13 protein-coding genes and 3 riboswitches are annotated in these 20,193 nt (G+C 38.0%); of the genes, 12 read left to right on the forward strand and 1 reads right to left on the reverse strand.

Annotated features, from left to right (window positions below):
* Positions 1–136: 136 nt before the first annotated feature.
* Positions 137–1,042, reverse strand: coding sequence for a helix-turn-helix transcriptional regulator (locus tag CD05_RS19725; protein WP_051588922.1), 906 nt, complete (start codon positions 1,040–1,042; stop codon positions 137–139).
* A 334-nt stretch (positions 1,043–1,376) separates the two neighbouring features.
* Here CD05_RS19725 and CD05_RS18145 point away from each other — a divergent pair, with 334 nt between their 5' ends.
* From CD05_RS18145 to CD05_RS20345, 12 genes are all read left to right on the forward strand, one after another.
* Entirely contained in the window at positions 1,377–1,595 is a 219-nt protein-coding gene (locus CD05_RS18145) for a helix-turn-helix domain-containing protein (RefSeq protein WP_037322930.1), read from the forward strand.
* Positions 1,596–1,760: 165 nt separating this feature from the next.
* On the forward strand, positions 1,761–3,422 hold the full coding sequence (locus CD05_RS19730; RefSeq protein WP_051588923.1) for an AAA family ATPase: 1,662 nt from the start codon (positions 1,761–1,763) through the stop codon (positions 3,420–3,422).
* 590 nt (positions 3,423–4,012) lie between these two features.
* Complete coding sequence (locus CD05_RS0109575; protein WP_028510316.1) at positions 4,013–4,822, forward strand: hypothetical protein; 810 nt, start codon at positions 4,013–4,015, stop codon at positions 4,820–4,822.
* A gap of 252 nt (positions 4,823–5,074) precedes the next feature.
* Positions 5,075–6,322, forward strand: a complete 1,248-nt coding sequence (locus CD05_RS0109580; RefSeq protein ID WP_156947411.1) for a hypothetical protein — start codon at positions 5,075–5,077, stop codon at positions 6,320–6,322.
* A gap of 354 nt (positions 6,323–6,676) precedes the next feature.
* Positions 6,677–6,886: a hypothetical protein gene (locus CD05_RS18160; RefSeq protein WP_037322933.1), complete on the forward strand. Its 210-nt coding sequence runs from the start codon at positions 6,677–6,679 to the stop codon at positions 6,884–6,886.
* Positions 6,887–7,610: 724 nt separating this feature from the next.
* Positions 7,611–8,666 carry an integrase domain-containing protein gene (locus tag CD05_RS0109590; protein WP_028510318.1) on the forward strand — a complete coding sequence of 352 codons (1,056 nt, stop codon included), beginning with the start codon at positions 7,611–7,613 and terminating at the stop codon, positions 8,664–8,666.
* A gap of 713 nt (positions 8,667–9,379) precedes the next feature.
* Complete coding sequence (locus CD05_RS0109595) at positions 9,380–10,030, forward strand: hypothetical protein (protein ID WP_156947415.1); 651 nt, start codon at positions 9,380–9,382, stop codon at positions 10,028–10,030.
* 68 nt (positions 10,031–10,098) lie between these two features.
* Positions 10,099–11,610, forward strand: coding sequence for a hypothetical protein (locus CD05_RS0109600; RefSeq protein ID WP_028510320.1), 1,512 nt, complete (start codon positions 10,099–10,101; stop codon positions 11,608–11,610).
* Positions 11,611–11,777: 167 nt separating this feature from the next.
* A riboswitch (cyclic di-GMP riboswitch) is annotated at positions 11,778–11,859 on the forward strand.
* Positions 11,860–11,954: 95 nt separating this feature from the next.
* Positions 11,955–14,744: a leucine-rich repeat domain-containing protein gene (locus CD05_RS0109605; protein WP_028510321.1), complete on the forward strand. Its 2,790-nt coding sequence runs from the start codon at positions 11,955–11,957 to the stop codon at positions 14,742–14,744.
* 188 nt (positions 14,745–14,932) lie between these two features.
* Positions 14,933–15,017: riboswitch (cyclic di-GMP riboswitch) on the forward strand.
* A gap of 83 nt (positions 15,018–15,100) precedes the next feature.
* On the forward strand, positions 15,101–15,952 hold the full coding sequence (locus CD05_RS0109610) for a hypothetical protein (protein ID WP_028510322.1): 852 nt from the start codon (positions 15,101–15,103) through the stop codon (positions 15,950–15,952).
* 445 nt (positions 15,953–16,397) lie between these two features.
* Positions 16,398–17,411: a leucine-rich repeat protein gene (locus CD05_RS0109615; protein ID WP_198021590.1), complete on the forward strand. Its 1,014-nt coding sequence runs from the start codon at positions 16,398–16,400 to the stop codon at positions 17,409–17,411.
* An 81-nt stretch (positions 17,412–17,492) separates the two neighbouring features.
* Positions 17,493–17,577: riboswitch (cyclic di-GMP riboswitch) on the forward strand.
* An 826-nt stretch (positions 17,578–18,403) separates the two neighbouring features.
* A complete protein-coding gene (locus CD05_RS20345) occupies positions 18,404–20,179 on the forward strand; it encodes a leucine-rich repeat protein (protein ID WP_242841295.1) in 1,776 nt (591 codons plus the stop codon).
* Positions 20,180–20,193 lie beyond the last annotated feature (14 nt).

The raw sequence follows: 20,193 nt of genomic DNA on the forward strand, positions 1-20,193 counted from the left end.
ATCACGTTCCTTTCGTTGTAAACTATTGACACCGTAAGGGAAAACGTGCTATAATAAAATCGCTACATTTAGCGGCCTTCCCTTTTGGTGAGGTCTATCTCAACCGTCTGATGCGCCAACATCAGGCGGTTGTTTGTTATTTTGCAGAATTAAGGAGATCAAGTACATATTCTTTAAATCTATCCTTTTCATCTTTATTATTACTCCATCGATCGAGGGACATATTATTGGTAATATGAATCATTGATTTAATCAAATAATCTAATTCTTTTTTCTCCCCAATCATTATGTTTTCTTTTATTCTATTTATAATAGTATCAAATCTAAAGCTTTTATACTCTATAAATTCATCATATACTTTTTTATAATCATTGTTAAAAAAATTAATAAAATCTTTTTCGTCATCATAAGTTATAGGTACCGAATTAAGGCCTTCAACGCAAAAACTGGACGACTTGTCAAGTATTCTAATAATATTATCCGGAATAAATGGCCTTGCCTCTGCCAAAAACTTGCTATTTATAAGTTTGAAAAACTCTATTTTGAAATATATATTCCATTTACCATTAATGATTTGACTCATTTGATTATAGATTAGATTACAGCAAAATTCATTACTTTTGACACTTTCAAATACAGAATCAATATAATCAAGAGAATCAAATAAACTGTCATTATTAATAATACGATTGATCGTATCAAGCCTTGAAATAGTTAGCAGAAGATCCTCATCAGAATCAGTTTTTAATGCATGAAGCTTACTTACCACCTCCTCATATAAGCCTGTATAATCACATACGGCTTGTACATCCTCCTTGATAGAACAAACATTCGTAAGTCCAAGCAGCCAATCGGCCGAAACATTATAATGCTCTGATATTTTTTTGAGTATGTATATATCAGGATTTCTTAAACCTTTTGTATACAGAGAAATCGCTTGGCGTGATACTCCTATAGCATCAGAAAGCTTGGCTTGATTTTCATTTTTTTCCTTCATAATAGCATTTAATCTAGAAGAAAAATCCTCTGAAATCTGTTGCATTCATTCACACTCCCCTTCGAATATTAGTTATGTTTTGTTGTTTTTATAAAAATATTGTAACTAAGTGTTGACAAGTCATTTGTGGTGTGATATAATATTATTGTCAACAAAGATTTACTCTATAAACCATTCTACTACAAAGCTTAACATTTGTCAAGTCCATAATAAAAGAAAGAGGTGATAAATCAAAACCGTCTGAGTGATTCCAGCACCCAGACGGCAGATAGGCCTATTAAAGCCTGTCGTGGAAGCCAATTCAACCAATAAGCTTTCCGTTTTAATTATAACATAAATGGGACGGGAATGCAAGCCCATAAAGGCAGAAAGGATAATAATGAAAAGTGATTTTATTGAACACGCAATTCCTCGCATGAGGACGATAAGGCAGACAGCCTCTATGCTGGATCTTCCGGAACATTACGTTAGATCGTTGGTTAGAGAAAACGAAATCGTTTTCGTGAAAGCAGGCAACAAGGTCCTTATCAACGTTGACAAGCTCATTGAGTATCTAAACATCGGAGGCTTCTCAGCTTCTGATTCAAACGGAGGATAGGGCATGGACATAAATGATTTGATTAAGTATTTTAACGAAGCGTGAGATAATGGTAAGGATTCATTTCTTGCATGTTGTCCAGCGCACAATGATACTCACCCTAGCTTATCTATAACAAAAGCCGCTGATGGCAGGATACTTCTTCACTGCTTTGCGGGATGCTGCGTGGAAGACATAGTTAAAGCAGCAGGGCTCACTCTGAAAGACCTTTACCCTGGCACCAACAAGCAGTCAAGGGCATCTGTTAATAATCAAGTTGATGCCGAGTATATCTATAGAGATAAGCAGGGCAATGTAGCCTTTAAAAAGGTAAGGTACCATGACAAAAGCTTTCGTTGGCAGTTCTTTTATGGGCATGAATGGAAAAACGGCAGAGGCGGCCAAAAAGCACCTTTATATAGACAGCATGAGTATGGAGATCGCAAATGCCTCTATCTGGTTGAGGGCGAGAAAGACGCCGACAATATGGCGGCTATGGGATTTCCAGCGGTAAGCCCTCCCGACGGGGCTAAAAGCAAGTGGTATGATGAATACACCGAGTTCTTTGCATCGAAACGTGTCTGCATTATCCCAGACAACGACAAGCCCGGCAAGGACTTCGCAAAGCTAGTGGCACAGAAAATCAGCGACAAGGCTGAACTTGTAAAGATACTTTACCTTTCAAAAATTTGGAAAGATATCCCCGAGAAGGGTGATGTAAGCGACCTGTTCTCGGCCTTCCCTAACGACGGTAAGGAGATGCTTGCAAAGCTTTCAAAGAATGAAAAGCCTTTTGACAGGGCACAGGCCGAGAAGGACAGCATAGGAATCATTTGCCTGTCAGATGTTCAAAGCATGATGACAGACTGGTTATGGTACCCGTATTTACCTAGAGGGAAAATAACACTACTGACCGCAGATCCGGGAACTGGCAAGACCTTTTTAAGTCTCTATATCGCTGCAAGGGTGTCAGACGGCGGGGCGTTCTTTCTTGAAGCTAATGGCAGAGCCCCTATGAATGTTGTATATCAGACCGCAGAGGACGGTATTGCCGATACAATTAAACCGCGTCTTGAGCTTATGGGTCCTATATTTAAAAACAAATACATGATCGACGAAAGCAGTAAGGGGCTGTCCTTATCAGATGAAAGGGTGGAGAGCATTATGAAAGTGTATAAGCCTGCGCTTATAATATTTGACCCATTACAGGCTTATCTAGGGGCGGATGTAGATATGCATCGAGCCAACGAAGTTCGCCCTATACTTTCAAGAATAGGCAAGCTTGCCGAAAAGTATAACTGTGCCGTTATTTTCGTAATGCACCACAACAAGATGTCGCAAAACAAGGCACTTCATAGAGCTCTGGGCACGATAGATATACCTGCAATAGCAAGGAGTATGCTCATACTAGGCAAAGATCCTGAAGACCCCTCGGTGATAGTAATGTGCCACGAGAAGAGCAGCTTAGCCCCAAGCGGCCAAAGTATTAAGTTCAGAATAGAGCCGCAGCATGGCGGCATAACCTTTATCGGCACATGTGACCTTAAGGCGGATGACATATTGAACCCTGTCCATAGGCATGAAAGAAATAGCAATAGAAGCGACGAACTTGAAGAACGCCTGATCATGCTGCTGGAAAGCAGCGGCTACGCCGATTATAATGATGTCAAAAAGCTACAAGACGAGCTTGATATAGGAGACACTACCTTAAAAGAAGTAAAGAAAAAACTTAATATCAAAAGTCTAAAGATAGGCTTTAAGGATCCTAAACACTACTGGCTGGCATCGGGGGCTGACAAAGAAGCGCTGAAAAAAGAATTGCAAAGCAGACTCTGTTTCGATGATTAGGCCGCATTGCTATAATACAATTATAAAATGACCTTTTCGGGTTAAAACTACGTATTTACGCCGTTTTACCGAAAAGGTCACTTTTTATTATATGTCCCTTTCGTAACAGAAAAGCCACCTGATATGGTCAATTATAACCTCCGAATAGGTCACCCCCACCATATCGATAAAAGTGCGTATTTATAGGAAAAAGCGCCGAAAAGGTCGGTGATAATTATTCTTCTAGGAAATCATTATTAATCCTTTTCCGCAGTGCCCTTTCATCGGTGAAGAGTGGCTTATACAATGCTGTCTCTCACTATAAACTGTATTCCTCTGATTATATACAATTATACTTGAATTAGCGAAAAAAATGTGTTATAATTATAAAACATAGGCAAATGTGCTAAGAATCACTGCTTGTTAATAAAAGTCGAAGGAATTGAGGTCTTAATATGGAAAAAAGATTTCTGCAGCAGTTGCTTTAATGCTCAATAATGATAAGAAAAGATTATCAAGGAGTTGCTTAATCAGCGTAGACTCGACAGCTTCCTCGGCTGACAATACCCTAAAGGAAACAAGAAATAAGTGAAATATAAGGAGGAAAAAATATGAAAAAACAGATGATATCAATGATGCTCAGCGGTGCAATACTTTTCTCGGCCTGCGAGGGTGCGCTTTATACAAATTATAATTCGGGCATAACAGCGCTCGCTTATTCTGATGATGAGGTCACAGAGGATAAAATTGAAGCATTGGACCTTGATGAATGCGGTGCGGCTTGTATGTTTATATCTGAAGACTCGTTTAGGCGTGAGAATTACAGCATAACTGTCAGATTTGCTGCCAAAGAGGAGGGCTATTGGAAGTTTTCGTCCTCTGACCCGTCTGTTGCCACAGTTAAATCTGAAAAATACTGGCATTCTGGGAATGAGAAGAATGTCACTTGTTTTTTGCTTGATATAAAAAAGCCCGGCAAGACTGTTATTACTATAAAAACGGAAAATGCAAGCTGCGAGGTGCCCGTTATAGTAAATAATAAGCGTATAGATATTACATCATCTTCATCGAGTGCGGCAGGCAATATCACCATTTTTTGGAAGCCTGTGACCGGTGTGAGTGGTTATGCTGTCTACAAGGGCAAAGTAGTCAGCGATGAAGAAGGCGGCGAAGAAAGCGCAAAGAACTGGAAGCTCATAAAAACAGTAAGCGGCGCAAACACATCTTCTGCAACTCTGAGCTCTTATTGGGGCGAAAAGGCTGCATATCGCGTTGCTACATATGTAGAGCACAACGGCAAAAAGATTTTCTCTGCTGCTGAGGATCTGAGCGACTTCGGTGAGGTCTATGCTGCCTCCAAGCGCGGCGCTCAGATAACAAGTGTTGCAAAGTCGGGCAGCTCGTCACTTAAGGTGACCTGAAAAAATATCAGCCCCAAGGCAAGCTATAAGCTTTATCGTTCTACAAACGAGAACTACGGCTATAAGCTCATAAAGACCTTTTCCCCTGCAAGTGGCGCAACACGCAGCTATACCGAAAAGGCAACAAAGGGAACGGTATATTACTACCGTGTTGTGACCCTTTTGAACTCAAGGACAAGTGCGCCCAGCGGTAGTGTCTCGGGTCTTGTTCCCGTTGGCGGCGGAAAGCTTATGACGGCGCTTTCGAGCAAAATGAAAACCTTTATATATCCAAATGACACAAGCTACTACGGCGATTATGGTACTTCTGATAATAGATATTACTACACCCAGAACGGAATTTTAAATATAGTTGAATACCCATTTCCATACGATGATGATTCTCCTATAAGGCAGATCAAGATATATACTCTTGATAAGAACATGAAACTCAAATCCACAAAATCTATAAACTTTTCGGGAATTGAGAGTTATGAATTCATATGGGGTGGCTTTTATCACGCATATGACGGCAGTAATTATGTCGTAGTTGGAAATAATAATCATTCTTTAAAAAAGGGTGTAACTGTTATTAAAGTTATAAAATACTCTAAAGATTGGAAAAAGCTGAAAACTCTGAATATCAAATCAGATGTCACATACACTTATGACGGAATATATGAACCATTTGCAGGGGGAAGCCTTAAAATGGATGCTTCAGGCAACAAGCTTTTTATTTACACTTGCAGACAAACGTTTCCGATTTATGATAGAGGCATCCACCAGACAAATATCGCCTTTGAGGTGAATACCGACACTATGAAGCTTGTAAAGTACCCTTATAATAACTATACAAGCCATTCCTTCAACCAGTTTGTAAAGTTTAAAGATAACACACTATATCTTGCAGATCATGGCGACGGATATCCAAGAGGCGTAAAAGTTGTTTCTGCAGCAAGTTATACCGGATACAGCTCATACGGCAAAAGCTTTAAAAAGACACCCTTTGCTATAAATGGCGGATATGGTGAAAACTATACAGGTACAACTATCGGCGGTATGGAAATAGGCCAGAAAAACATAATAACGGTCGGCTCATCTGTACCGCATAATAAAACTCTGAAAAGTATTAAGGGATACAAAAAATCCTACAACCACAACGTATATGTCATAGCCACCGACCGTGAGACAGGCAAGAGCACTTTCAAGTGGCTGACAAAATACAACCCCAAGACCTCGGGCTATACCGTCAATGATGCACGCCTTGTAAAGGTGACTGATAACCGCTTTGCAGTTATTTACAATGTCACCACGAAGAAAACGGGCAAAAAGGTGCTTCACTGCGTATATATCGACGGCAGCGGCAATGTTATCAAGAATCTTACCTACAAGACCATTTACTTTGACTGCAAGAGCCAGCCGATAATGTATAACGGCTATATAACCTTTGAGGGTATCTACCACAGCAGCACCAAGAAAAAGGACGTGACCCGCATTATAAGACTGCCTGCACAGGTATAAAAAGAAAGGAGAAATAAATAATGATAAAAAGATAGTTAGTTTTTTAGCAGTAACAGTTTTTGCTTTCAATGCGTTTACACTTTCATCTATGCAGACAGGTGACAGCTATGTGATTTCTGTAAATGCCTCTCAGACGGTTACAGCCAAAGCCCCGAAGGTAAAGGAAACCACGAAGTATTACCGCCATACAAGGCCTGACGGCACCTCATGCTTTACCATATCAAGTACATATGACGGAGAAAATATAGTCCGGCCCGACTTTACCCGCATAGCCGTTGCGGGAGTCTGGTGCAACGGAAACTATTATTTCGTAATGGCATTCGGATACTAATTATTTCAAACGGAGGTGCAGCTATGTTCACTATTAAATATAAAGGTTATACAGCAGAGTGCTATGAAAATGAAGATGAAAAGTCTTTTTATGGAAAGCTCATCGGGGTAGATGACCTTGTACTGATAGAAGGCTATAATCGAGTCGAGCTTGAAAAGGACTTTCACGAAGCAGTCGAGGAATACATAGATCTTTTAGACCGAATAGAGACCGGGGAGTTATATCTGCGGTGAATAATATAAAAGGCATTCCTAGCGGAAAGGGTTAGGAGGATATAGATAGTCAACGTATAAAAGATGATATAAATAAGTGATATGTAAGACTTTCAGTATATAAAGTATAAATCATATATCGTATAAATATAATATAAGTCTTGCATATATTTCGATAAAAAAATACGTGGTATGTTGACATTTCAAATTAAATAGGTAATAATATATATAGTAGTTTAAGCGCTTTAGTCCGGAGTTTCTTTACAGAGAAATTCCGGGCTTTTTTGCATATAAAACTACTTCTGGCTATATATAAAAGCCCTATGATCTCCTTTATATAAGGTTTCTTCATAAGAAAGAGCCTTTTAAAATATATCCTTCTATTATACTTCAACCCTATATCGGGTTACACCGCCTGAGGTGTAACCTGATATCAGAGGGGCCAAACAAATTCGCACGGGAATAAAAGCGTTCTGAAAGAGCTCGGAACCATATATATCTGCAATAACCGCCAAGCAGAATCAAATATATATATATACCACCTCCGTCAGCGGGTGATATATATAAATATAGCTGACAGGGTCACGGATAGACTAAAAAAATCCAGATATAAGATGGGTGCAGTCTATAAATGCACATATAAGCCGCTCGGGAGAGGACCAACTTCCTATCTGTAAGATAAAACAATAGTGTTATGATGTATGCGGCAGTCGATTTAACGGACACATTTAAGGAGGATATTTTTATGAAACAGAGGACAAGACAATTAACATATGCTTTAAGGGCGAATTTAGAATCTATGGCGGCATATGGAGAAAGCAAGAAATTATATAAAGATAAGACTAACGCTATGAGAAGGCAGAAATATAGGGAGCTTATATATAAAGGTATATCGAGGGCGGATATACACAAAGAACTTTTACATATAGACGCTGCAAAAGATAAGATTTTTAGCTATTCAACGATGAAGAATTATATACGTTTCGTCAAGGACTTTGCAGCTTTTGTATATACCAAAACCAGCACTTCCAGGGTTTCTGTAGAAGATAGCATAAAATATATTCGGCCGTATATCGACTCACTTATATCCAAAGGAGACTCCCCTAACACTATAAATCTTAAGTTGTCTGCCGTATGTAAGGCGACCGGACAGTATGTTGTGGATTATACGCACCCGATTCGCAGATATTCTGATGTGACTCGCAGTACAAAAGCTGCTGTCAGAGATAAATATAATGATAAAAGGGCTGCTGCGGCTTTGGAACTCAACAGATCTATAGGTTTAAGAAGAAATGAACTGGCGAGGGTTTCTATAAATGATATATATCTTGGCGAGAAGTGCGCATATATTTATAGCAAAGGCAAGGGCGGTAAGAACAATATAACATATATATCTGACCCGGCAAAGCTGGATATATTATATAAATATATGAGTCAGGCTATAACTGAAGGTAGGGAGACGCTTTTATCCAAAGAGCAGATGAATCACGATGCTGACCTGCACCACGCAAGGGCGATGTGTGCGGTTGATGAGTATAATAGGATTTTGCAAGATATACATAAAAATCCCGAGCAACGGGAGTTTTATAAATCGTATATAAAAAATATATTCAAAAAATATAATAAACCGCTTTTGGAAGACCTTGATAAGCCATATTATCTTCGTGGAGCCGGCAAAACGCTATGTATATCTCAGGGAAAAAGTTATATATTTGACAGAGTGGCTGTTTTATATGTATCTCTGACGATTTTACACCATTTTAGAAGTGATACCACTGTACAGCATTATCTTATAAAGTGACGAAAAAAATATATATCTTTCACACTTATAAAACTTTATGGTATAATTCGCACAGGATATATAGTATACGTCCCGGATGTTGTCAAAACAGATTTTATGTGTTATAATATATATAGGAGTTTAAAATTTGAGTTCAGAGTTTCTGATGTAAATCAGTATCTCTGAGCTCTTTTTTTATCTCCGAATTTATATTTAAGGAGGATAAAACTATGAGAAAAATCACAAACAAGAATGAGGCTTTAAATTAGCTGATAAGAGGAAAGGAAAACGTTTATTATATCGGCGACGAAGCTGCTTTAAACGAATATATCCGTATTTCTAAAGATTCGCTGAATATACTTATATCTTCGGTTATAGAGAGCGAAGCGGCAAGGCGTGGCTGTCCGGATATATATACGCTGCTGTCAGGTCAGGAGGAAACTAAAGGCGAAAAGGAGCGCAAGTGTCTGGAGATTGCAGATGTAATTATAATATACGATATTGATTCAATGTCTCAAAGTGACTTTGGAAGTCTATATATTCTTAAAAGAATGTGCAGCCGCTTCCCTCGCCTTATAATCGTAGGCGATGTTTTAAGTTATATAGGCCTGGGCAGAAACTTTTATTCATCCCCTATTCAGGCGTTTGAGTGGGAATGCTTTAACTTCACCGAAATCGACATGCGCAAGAAGCGGCTGGATTCGGAATTTGAAGATAAGCTCGAGGCACTGCGTATGGGAGATAAGTCCGTTATAAACTGGCTGAACGCCAACTGCAAAGAGAGCGAGGATCCTATAAAGCTGGTGATGTCAACTCATAAGGCTTACGAATATTCTTTGGAATGCTACGATAAATCAAAGAAATATAAGTCTGAATATGAGGGTGAAATAAAAGGCAACTTCTACGAGGAGGATATGCCGACTTACCCGAATCTCTGCTTATATATGGGGCAAAGGGTTATGTTTATAGATGACGATATAAACGGCAGCTATATGCGTGGAGATATTGGCTATATATCCGGGCTATATACTGGAGAGGCGCATATAAGCCTAAACGATGAAGTCGTTAAGGTCAGGGCTGTCACTTGGCATAAATATAAGCCCGATTATATACTTAATGAGCTTCTTGAAGAGGAAATTATAATGAAAGACACTGCCGAGTTCTCGCAGCTGCCTATAATTCCTGCGGATATGATATCGTATAGAATGAGCCGAGGGGTGAGATTTGACAGTATTGAGTTTAGTCCTATCACAAAATACGACGGCGAGTTTTATAATTATATATCGCACGCCAAGAGCAGGAACGGAATAAAGCTAACGACTAAGGTCAGCGAGGAAGATGTCAAGATAAATAAAGATATAATCGAGTGTTATCTTGATTCGTAAACTTATAATCGAGGGGCTGAAATATGCCCCTCAAAATTATATTTTAAAATGGAAGGAGTTATAAATATATGGGAATATATATTTTTGGCGAAATTGCGCCAACAAAAATAAACAAAGAGGCTTGGGAGAAAACATACGAGGATACACTTAAGCTTGTCAAATACGGACAGCTTGCCGAGTGTGAATATAAATATATAAATGGATATAAAATACCTTGTGTTGTTCCAGCTGTCGAAAAGGACGGCTGTTGGAGTGCGACTGGCGATATGGTTGCCGGCAAGTGTATTGAAAAATATAGCCTATACAGAGATATATCGCACTATACGGCAAAGGATATAAATATAAATAACCCGGCGCTTGAGCTATTATATAACCGAAAGACTGTCGGGAAGACCAATATAGACGATATGTTTAAAATGTATTTCGGCAGTAAAACGCAGGGCAACAATCCGCATATGATTTTGTTATCTATAGCGTGCGTTATATCAAACGATTTCCCCGAAGCGGCTATAGTTCACGGGGATATAACGCACGCCCAATGTGTGAAAGCCTGCGAGCTGGCGGAGAAAGTCTTGGGAAGACATATAGATCTGCCTATACAGTACGACCACGAAAGGCTTTATTCTTTGCTTATAAATGAGGGATATACGGAATATAAGTTATTTGAACGCTTTTATACCATTTATAATGGGTGGACAGATAACAAATATATCGGCTTTATACATAATAAATTCCCGGAAGAGTATTTTATACGTTATTATACGGATAAAATAAAGTCTTGGCCTCTGGATATAGTCGTTAAAGAGTGGCTTGAAAGGCAGTTATCGCTGGAGGGGCTGTTTGAGGTATATAAAAGCAATTATACGGGAAATAAGTCCTTGCAGGATTTTATAAATAAACTTATACTCGGGCAAATACATATCCGGGATAAAACAATATATAGCTTTTCTGAAAAAAGCGAATATGATGATATACCCGACGATATAGATATGATGCTTGCACGATTTATGGCTAAGGTTTCAGGATATAGCAGATATATAATTAATGCATATATACCGCATAAAGAGCTTATGGCTAAGTTTATATATGCATTCCCGAGTTATAGCGTGAGGGATATGTTTGACAAGGCGCTTTCCAACTGCAGTAATTCAAAGATCGAGGAGTTATATAAGCAGGTATTTGATTTAAGCGATAAGATTGCTTCAAAGCAATATGATATACAGGATTTACGCTTTATGTATTTATGGGATGATAATAAAACTGTCGAGCCTACGTTGTGGAACAGAATGCTTGAATTTGTAAGAACTGCTGAAAAGCTGGGGCGTGATGCTATATCGGGCTCGCTAAAAAAGTCTGACAACAGGCTTGCGTATATATGCAAATATCTCGGCAAATACTATGCTTTGCCGGAGGAGCTTGCGGAGAAGATACTTACTAAATTTGCAGATGATGAATATATTGCAAAGTATATTGGTATATTTGGTATGCCATTTGATGATTTGGATTCGCATAGGATGTGTCATATTCTTATGATGAATGAGAAGCTGCTGGATAGGCTTATTAAGGACGTTAGAGTATAAAAGAAACGCCCCTGTTCTTACCTGTAATGGTGGGAACGGGGGCGCATTTTATATGTTATAGCATCATACACAATTCAATGGCTATGGTTTTATTAAATATAACGATATTTGACTTTTGAAATTGTTAATTCTTGACAACTAAATATGGGGTGTGGTATAATTAAATTGTAATAAATGGGCAAACCTGCCGAAAGGCAGCGACGCAAAGCTAAGGGTCTAAGCCAAAAGGTATGACAGCCGGTTGCCAGAACAAGAATCCTGACAATATCTGTTATTACAAGGCAATGCGTTGTGTGTGCATTGCCTTTTTGTGGTTTGTAAAGGAAAAATGAAAGGGTGATTTTATGAAAAAAAGGATACTGGCGTTAGTAACAGCGCTTGGGTTTGCGCTCAGCGGTGCGGCGGTACTGCCGGAGGGGGCTGTGTCATTGGGGTCTTATATTGAGGCAAATGCAGTTGAAGAAACACTAATATATGGTGATTTTAAGTACACACTTTATATAGATGAATATGATGAAAACATTGATCCATTCATTACTATTAATGAATATATTGGATCAGGAACTGAAATAATTATTCCGGAAAAAATCAATGGCGTAAATGTTATTGGAGTCAGTAGTACATTAATACCTGATGAAAAGCGAGAAAGCATTAAAAAAATCTCTTTTCCCAAAACTGTTAATCATATTGCTGGCGGTATGGGCAAGCATATATTTGACAATTGTATCAATCTTGCTGATATTGAAACGGAAAACACAGGTATCATTTATATTAATATTCCTTATTCAGGTATTAACTCAACAAAGTGGTATAAGAATCAAAAGGATGGTGTAATCTACTTTGGTAATGTCGCAATAAGTTATAAAGGTGATGTGCCTAGTAATGGAATTATAAATGTAAGATCTGGAACAGTATCTATAAGTGACTGGTGTTTCAGTTATGATTATATTGATGAAACACATGAATTCATTTATAAACACGCTAAAACTATTAATATTCCTGATAGTGTTACGCAGATTGGTCAATATGCTTTTTCGGATTTCAATGTTGATACAATAAACATTGGGAGCGGCTATTGTTATTCTTTAGATAAAGACTATTTTCCTCAATTTGAACAGTATTATGGAGTCGAAAATAGGATAAAAGCTATTAATATTTCAAAAGATAATCCATATTATTCATCATTAAAGGGTATGGTATATAATAAAGATAAAACTCATATATTATATATCCCCCCTGAAATTGAAAATGTTGAAATTTCAAGCCAAATAAATGATATCTTTATTGATAGAAATCCATTTTTATCTTGTAATGCAATAAAAACAATAACGGTTGAAAAGGGCAATAAGTATTATACTGCCGTTAATAATGCGTTGTATGATATAGATGTCACTAAACTATTACTTTGTGCGAATATAGATAGCCTTACAATTCCAAGTACAGTTAAGGAAATAGGTGACTATGCTTTTAGACCCGGTAAAGACGTTAGAGAAAGAATCAGTAAGTCTGATTTTTCAATAATAATGGGTACAGATGTTTTTATCAGTTGGTATAGAGAATTATACGGATTAAGTGTTTATGTAGAACAAATACAATATGAAAACGGTACATACTATTATCTTACATCTCCTAAGTGCACAAATGCAACTATACCAAAAACTGTAAAGAAGATAGGATATAATGCATTGATGGGAACGGAATTATACAAAAAATGGGCATTATATCATACAAAGGATAATCCTTACCTGATTGTTAATAATATACTGCTTCTTGCAGACTGTAGTGATCATGAATTATATGACAACAGTGGCAATGAAATTGGGAAAGATTATTATTTAACGGGTAAGATGATAATACCGAAAAACGTTGTTGAAATCCAAAGGAACGCTTTTTACGTTGGTGATAAGTTTTCTAAAGATCGATATAACAGTATCACAGAAATCGTATTTCCTGAAAATGCGGTAATTGACGGTTTAGTATTAAATGATGTGACATTTCAAAAGCTTGAGAAAATAGATATCCCCAAGAGTACAAAGATTAATGGTGAATTGAATTTAAGTGGTTGTTCTAAACTAAAAAGTATAGTAATACCAATAGGTTCTGATGTTTCTGGGATAAGTCTATATAATTGCAGCAGTCTTCAAGAATTTGTTATACCTGAATCAACAAAGTGTTTGTTTAGTTATTCTTTCACTGGATGTAATAATCTCAAAAAACTAACCATACCCAAAAGTGTAGATTATATTGATTATAGATCAATAGGTTTTTATACAGATGAAAAGACTTATGAGGCTAAAAAGATTACTGATTTTATTATCTACTGCTATAAAGATAGTGAAGCTGAAAAATATGCAATTGAAAATGAAATAGAATATGTAGTCTTACAAGAGACACACACCCACTCCTACACCTCAAAGGTAACAACAACTGCAACCTGCACAAAGAACGGCGTGAAGACCTACACCTGCTCGTGTGGTGACAGCTATACCGAAACAATAAAGGCAACAGGTCATAAGTACACCGAAAAGGTAGTAAAGCCCACCTACGATGCACAGGGCTATACCCTTCACACCTGCTCAGTATGCGGTAACAGCTACAAGGATAATATCAAGACTAAGCTGACAAGAACAAGTATAGCTAAGGCGAAGATAACAGGCCTGTCGAATAAGACATACACAGGAAAGGCTATAACTCAGAAGCCTGTTGTAAAGCTCGGCAGCAAGACGCTCAAATCGGGTACAGACTACACAGTATCGTACAAGAACAATAAGGCAATGGGTACTGCAACAGTCACGATAACAGGTAAAGGCGCATACACAGGTACAGCAAAGGCGACCTTCAAGATCAACCCGAAAAAGACTACGCTCAAATCAGTAACAAGTCCTAAGACTAAGCAGCTGAAAGCCACATATAGCAAGGTATCAGGCGTAACGGGTTATCAGATAACCTACTCGACTTCTAGCAAGTTTACTAAGGCGACTACCAAATCAGTAAACGCAAGTGGTACATCAAAGACAATAAGCAAGCTCACAAAGGGCAAGACTTATTATGTCAAGGTACGCAGCTATAAGACTGTTAGTGGTACTAAGTATTACAGCGGTTACTCAGCAGTAAAGAAGGTTAAGATAAAGTAGATCATTTCATATAACCACCCAATATAGAAGGGCTTGGCACTTTTGAAGTGTCAAGCTCTTTCTTTGTATAATACTGTATTGGCATCATATACAATTCAAACAGTACTGTTTTATTCATTTTGATGATATTTGACACGTGAAATTGTTAATTCTTGACGACCAAATATCTGCTGTGATATAATTAATCTGTAATTAATAGGCAAACCTGCCGAAAGGCAGCGGCGCAAAGCCAATGGGTCTAATCTCATATGAGAATGACAGCCGGTTGCCGGAGCTTACGCTCTGTCGATATGTTTATCAAGGCAATGCGTTTTGTATGTGTTGCTTTTTATTATATTGTAAAAAGGAGAATGAATATGAAATGTGATGTTATCAAAGTAATAATAACATCTGTTTTGTTATCAACAATGCTTGTTTCTTGTGGTGATACAGACAATTCAAATGATAATTCAACGAATAACTCAGCGAACAGCACGGTTGTTACCGATAGTACATCTGATGATAATAGCGAAGGATCATCTGAAGAAACAACTACTACCACTACTACGATCGCAAAGGAAACAACTACGAATGAAACAACAACTACAGAGCCGGAACCAGAACCGGAGCCTGAAGAGCCATCTTACAGCAAGGTCAAGGAAACTGTAGTAGTAGATGGGGTCAAGCTTGTTAAAGGCTCACTTTCTCCCGATGAATTCACTAAAAAGGGTTGGACTGAGCAGAAGGATGAATATGCCTACTCATCTAAGTACTTTAAAAACAGTAGCAGCAATTATATATCATTTGCTGATGGTGCAATAATGGATCCTGATAATTTTGATGATGTAGTATACGGAACCATTATAGTTCACATAAAAGACAGAGAAAATATGTTTGATGTGTCTTTACCCTGCGGATTGACGATTGATTCATCTTATGATGAGATAATCAAAGCTCTCGGAACGCCTGTGTATGACGGTGATTATACGGAGGATACCGATTTGGGAAACTATATTAAAACAAATTATGATATGGTGGATCATGAAACGATCAATGATGAATTGCTGTATTACGATATATATATCAAATACGGAAGAAAGAATCTTACTTATTACTTTGATTTTGAAGATTCTGAAAACCTTCCCATATTAATTAACTTTATTCTATCCGAAGATAATTCAAAGATAGAAACGTTATCTGTAAAAATGGCTCAGTTGGGTATGAGATAAGTGGTTTTGAAAGGGTGAAGACTGTATGTTAAAAAAATTGTTATCAATTGCATTAGCGTTTAGTTTTATAGGAGGTGCGACATTAGTTCCTCAAAGAGATGCTTTTGTAAATATAAATATTGTAAATGCGCAGGAAAGCGGTAATGATCCGGAAAATGAAGATATTGATATTACAGTATGTGATTTTATTACAGGTAAAGAGAGCACAATGAAATCAAGTGAGCTTTTATCTCGAGCTAAACACATTGAATCGAATGATGGCATTGTGTACTTGAATGAAGTTGGGACAATGGGCTATATGGATGGTATGTGGGTAAGACTATTCTGCTCTGATTATTATATGGCAGATATGTTTTATTTGAACAATGATAATTGTCCTGAAAACCTTGTTATCAAAGATAATGTTGATGGTGTACCTGTAAAGGGGCTAATGGGAAGAGGCTTTATGCCGGTTGAATTATTCCTTAAAATCAAGACTGTATCTATTCCTGATACTATTGCGAGAATAGAGAAAAATGCATTTTTAGGTTGTAACGATCTTAAATCAGTAACTATCCCGAAATCGGTAAAAACAATAGATAATAATGCTTTTGGATATACTTATGATAAGGATTATAAGATTATAAAAGTTCCCGGCTTTGTTATCAATTGCTATAAGGGTACTGCTGCCGAAAAATATGCTATAGATAATGGTATTGAGTATAATTTGCTGGATGTCCCAGATGAATACAATATGACCAAGGCAATAGTTTCTGGCATATCTGCAAAAACCTATACAGGCAGTGCTATCAAGCAGAAACCTTTAGTAAAACTTGGTACTAAAACATTAAAGAATGATATAGACTACACAATAACTTACAAGAATAACATCAAGATCGGTACTGCAACGATCATGATAACAGGCAAAGGCAACTACATAGGAACAGTCAGTAAGACATTTAAAATAACTGGTGTATCTATTTCCAAGGCAACTGTAAGCAGTTTATCAAACAAGACCTACACCGGCAAGGCCATAACCCAAAAGCCTGTTGTAAAACTGAACGGCAAAACACTCAAATCGGGTACAGACTACACAGTATCGTACAAGAACAACAAGGCAATAGGCACAGCAACAGTTACCATAACGGGCAAGGGCGTATACACGGGTACTGCAAAGGCGACTTTCAAGATCAACCCGAAAAAGACCACGCTAAAGAACGTCACAAGCCCTAAGACCAAGCAGCTCAAAGCAACTTACAGCAAGGTTTCGGGCATAACGGGCTATCAGGTGACCTACTCGACAAGCTCGAAATTCACCAAGGCGACGACCAAGTCTGTCAATGTCAAGGGCACCTCAAAGACGATAAGCAAGCTCGCAAAGGGCAAAACTTATTATGTTAAGGTACGCACATATAAGACAGTTGGTAAGACCAAGTATTATAGTGGGTATAGCTCGGTCAAAAAAATCAAGGTGAAATAAATGTATAAAAGGCGCTTTATTTATCATAATTGATGTGCCTTTTATGAAAAACTCAATTGACAAAACCATTAAAATGGTATATAATATTAATAGCAAAACTGTCGAAAGGCAGTGACGCAAAGCCAATGGGTCTAAGCTTTATGGAGTATGACAGCCGGCTGCCGAAGCTGAAGCTTTGTTATATGACAGATCAAAGGCAATGCGTTTTGTACGTGTTGCCTTTTTTTGTTGGAAGGAGTCAAACTATGAAGAATACGGTCAAAAGATTATTATGTTTATGTTGTGCTTTTACGTTATTAGTAGCACCTTTTGAGAATAATGGTTTTGCCGATACTGTATCTGCTCATATTGAGAATAGTAATAGTCAATCAAATAGTGGAGCATACAGATATGTATTAAATACAAGTGATGGCTCATTTATTGATCTGTATTATGATATTGTAGACGATACAATAAAGATCACCGATTCTTTTAATGCAGCCAAAGCTTCTGTACTTGTTATTCCTGATCATATTGAAGGGCTGCCTGTAACGTCTATAGGCAGATATGCATTTTATGAGAGTGCATATCTGAAAACTGTCAGATTACCATCAACAATTAAAACTATTGAGAATAATGCGTTTGAGGAATGCTATTATCTTGAAAAGCTTTATCTGCCTGAAGGTCTTAAAAGTATAGGGGATAATGCGTTTTATGACTGTGAGTCTCTTCAATATGTTGCAATACCAAGCAGCGTTTCTTCAATAGGAGATAAGGCTTTTGAGTCATACTACGGTGAAGCAGGGAATGTAAAAATGTGCTTTACTGATTGCGATGCTGCAAAAACTTATGCATTAAAGAATAACAAGACGGTATATCCTTATAACACAAGGGATATATATTCTGAAGGTAAATGCGGAGAGAATGTAAGCTATAAACTATACCCGGATCACACAATGGTTTTGTCTGGAAGTGGCAGCACATATAATTATAGCACAGATAGAATGGATAATATGTTGGAAGGTCTTCCTAATCCGGATATTGCTACTGTAGATAATATAATTATTGGTGAAGGCATAACAAGGCTAGGCAAAAGTTTTTTACATAGTTCATATATTTCCGAATTATCTTTACCGGATAGTATGACTGCAATAGGTAATAATGTGTTGCATAATGCTGTGAATCTAAAAAAGCTTCATATCGGAAAAGGACTTCAATCAATAGAATCCTCATATTCACAAATGAGTTACACGGAGCTTGAAGAAATAACTGTTGATCCTGAAAATAAGTATTTCTCATCTGAGAATAATTGCCTATATAATAAAGATAAAACAACTCTTATAAAGTATTGTACAGGAAAAGCGACAGAGTTTACTATACCTGATACTGTCACAACTATTGGATTTGACGCTGTATCAAGCTGCAAAAAGCTTAAAAGTGTTACCATTCCGGAAGGTGTGAAAAACATTGAAAGATATGCGTTTGATGACTGTCCTGATCTATCAGAGATATATTTACCCAATAGCGTTATTGGTATAGGAGAAAGCGCATTTGGTGAACATTTAGATACTTCATCACATAAAAGTGTAAAAAACAAGAGAACAAAGATTTATGCATATAAAGGCTCATATGGAGAAGAATATGCAGTTTCAAGCGGATTTGAATATGAACTAAAGCAGCCTCCGGTAGTGCATTCTCATAAGTATACATCAACTATCACAAAGGCTGCATCCTGCAAAGAAGAAGGAATAAGAACATATACTTGTTCCTGTGGAGATAAGTATACAGAAAGAATACCTAAGACTACAACGCATGTCTTTGGCAACTGGACAACTACAAAAGCTGCCACCTGCACAATAGAAGGCACACAGACAAGAAAGTGCAGCGTATGCGGAAAGACTGAGACTAAGACTATTGCTAAAGCCGGTCATAAGTATGTGGATAAGGTAGTAGCACCCACAACAACTGCACAAGGCTACACGCTCCACACTTGCTCTGTATGCGGAGCAAGCTACAAGGACAAATACACTGACAAACTTACACCGTCACATACGCACTCATACACCTCAAAGATAACAACAGCAGCCACCTGCACAAAGAACGGCGTGAAGACCTACACTTGCTCGTGTGGCGACAGCTTTACCGAAACAATAAAGGCAACAGGTCATAAGTACACCGAAAAGGTAGTAAAGCCCACCTACGATGCACAAGGCTACACTCTGCACACCTGCTCGGTATGCGGCGACAGCTATAAGGACACATACACAGCCAAGCTGACCCGCACCAGCATAGCCAAGGCGAAGATAACAGGTCTGTCAGATAAGACATACACTGGCAAGGCAATAACTCAGAAGCCTGTTGTAAAGCTCGGCAGCAAGACGCTCAAATCGGGTACAGACTACACAGTATCGTACAAGAACAACAAGGCAATCGATACTGCAACAGTCACGATAACAGGTAAAGGCGCATACACAGGTACAGCAAAATCGACCTTCAAGATCAACCCGAAAAAGACTACGCTCAAATCAGTAACAAGTCCTAAGACTAAGCAGCTGAAAGCCACATATAGCAAGGTATCCGGTGTGACGGGTTATCAGATCACATACTCAACATCATCGAAGTTTACAAAGGCAACGACCAAGTCTGTAAACGCAAGCGGCACTTCTAAGACTATAAGCAAGCTCACAAAGGGCAAGACTTATTATGTCAAGGTACGCACCTACAAGACGGTGAACAAGGTCAAATATTACAGTGGCTGGTCGGCAGTGAAGAAAATCAAGGTCAAATGAATAAGATGAGGAAG

The sequence above is a fragment of the Ruminococcus sp. NK3A76 genome (assembly GCF_000686125.1).
Classification (GTDB): Bacteria; Bacillota; Clostridia; order Oscillospirales; family Ruminococcaceae; genus NK3A76.